Consider the following 1,800-nt stretch of genomic DNA (forward strand, 5'->3'; position numbering starts at 1 on the left):
CGCGCCGCGCCCCGTACCCGGAGATCGACCCGTACGAGACGGGCATGCTCGACGTGGGCGACGGACAGCGTCTGTACTGGGAGTGCTCCGGCAACCCGGACGGCGCACCCGTGCTCTTCGTCCACGGAGGGCCGGGCGGGGGCACCGACCCCGCGCACCGCCGCATGTTCGATCCGGCCGTCTACCGAATCATCCTGGTGGACCAGCGTGGGTGCGGGCGCAGCACGCCGCACGTGGCCGACGGCGCGGACCTGTCCGTCAACACGACGTGGCACCTGGTGGCCGACCTCGAGCGGCTGCGTGAGGCGCTGGGGGTCGACCGCTGGCTGGTGTTCGGCGGCTCGTGGGGCTCGACCCTCGCGCTGGCGTACGCCCAGGAGCAGCCCGACCGGGTCCGCGGCCTGGTCCTGCGCGGGATCTTCCTGTGCCGCCCGGGCGAGATCGACTGGTTCTACCGAGGCGGCGCCGCGCACCTGTTCCCCGATGTGTGGGAGGGCTACCTCGCGCCGCTCGTCGCCGCCGACGGCGCCGAGGCCGTCCACGAGCCCGGCTACGACCACGTCGCCGCCTACCACCGTCTCCTGCACTGCGGCGATCCGCTGCTCGAGCTGGAGGCCGCCCGGGCGTGGACGACGTGGGAGACGTCCACGTCGACCCTGCTGCCCCGCACGGTCGGCAAGGACGGGGATCCGGACCGGTTCGCGCTGGCGTTCGCGCGCATCGAGAACCACTACTTCGTCAACGACGCGTTCCTGCGGGGTCGCGCGATCCTCGACCGGATGGACCGCATCGCCCACCTCCCCGGCGTGATCGTCCACGGGCGCTACGACGTGGTGTGCCCGGTGGCCAACGCGTGGGAGCTGCACGCCGCGTGGCCGGGTTCCGAGCTGCACATCGTGCCGGACGCGGGGCACGCGATGGCCGAGCCGGGCACCACCCACCACCTGCTCGAGGCCACGGACGCGTTCCGCCCCTGACCCGCCGCGCCGGCCGCTCGCCGCGCCGGACGCTGGCTCAGACCACCCCGAACCGGCGCGAGGCCGCGACCGTCGCCTTCTGGTAGCCGGCCGGGAACAGCCTCACCAGGGCGTCGAGCACGTGCGCGTCCGCTCCGACCAGCACGCGGGGCCGGCGCCGCTCGACGCCGTCGAGGATGACCCGCGCGGCGGTCGAGGCCTCCGTGCGGGCGAACTTCGTGTCGAAGATGGTGGCGAAGTCGGCACTGTCGAGCCCCTCGGCCGCGCCGGCGCTGCGGGCGACGGCGGTCTTGATGCCGCCGGGGTGCACGCAGGTGACGTCCACCGGGTGACCGGCGGCGAGCATCTCCATCCGCAGCGACTCGGTGAACTGCTGGACCGCCGCCTTGGCCGCGTTGTAGGCGTTCTGCGTGGGCACGGACAGGAACGCGAAGATGCTGGAGATGTTGACCAGGTGGCCGTCGCCGGAGGCGATGAGGTGCGGGAGGAACTCCTTGGTGCCGTGCACGACGCCCCAGTAGTCGACGTCCATGACGCGCGCGATGTCCTTGTAGGAGGACCGCTCGACCGCGCCGGTGAACGCGATGCCGGCGTTGTTGATCACGAGGTGGACCACGCCGAAGTGCTCGGCGACCAGACCGGCGTACTCGGCGACCAGGGCCTGCTCGGTGACGTCGAGGTGCTGCGAGTGCACGTCGGTGGCGCCGTCGCCGCGCGCCAGCTCGACGGTGCGGGCCAGGCCGTCCGGGTCGATGTCGCTCAGGGCGAGCCGAGCGCCGCGTCGGGCGGCCTCGCGCGCCAGCTCGCGTCCGATGCCGGAACC

Annotated in this window: 2 protein-coding genes; one reads left to right on the plus strand and one right to left on the minus strand. The window is 73.2% G+C overall.

The features are described from left to right. Positions 1–977, plus strand: a 977-nt coding sequence (pip, locus tag G6030_RS16170; RefSeq protein ID WP_241724421.1) for a prolyl aminopeptidase, incomplete at its 5' end; no start/stop codon positions are given. Between the two features lie 37 nt (positions 978–1,014). Here pip and G6030_RS16175 read toward each other — a convergent pair. After that, on the minus strand, positions 1,015–1,800 hold a 786-nt coding region (locus tag G6030_RS16175; RefSeq protein WP_182643812.1), incomplete at its 5' end, for an SDR family NAD(P)-dependent oxidoreductase.

This window comes from Dietzia sp. E1, assembly GCF_014145015.1.
Classification (GTDB): Bacteria; Actinomycetota; Actinomycetes; order Mycobacteriales; family Mycobacteriaceae; genus Dietzia; species Dietzia cinnamea_A.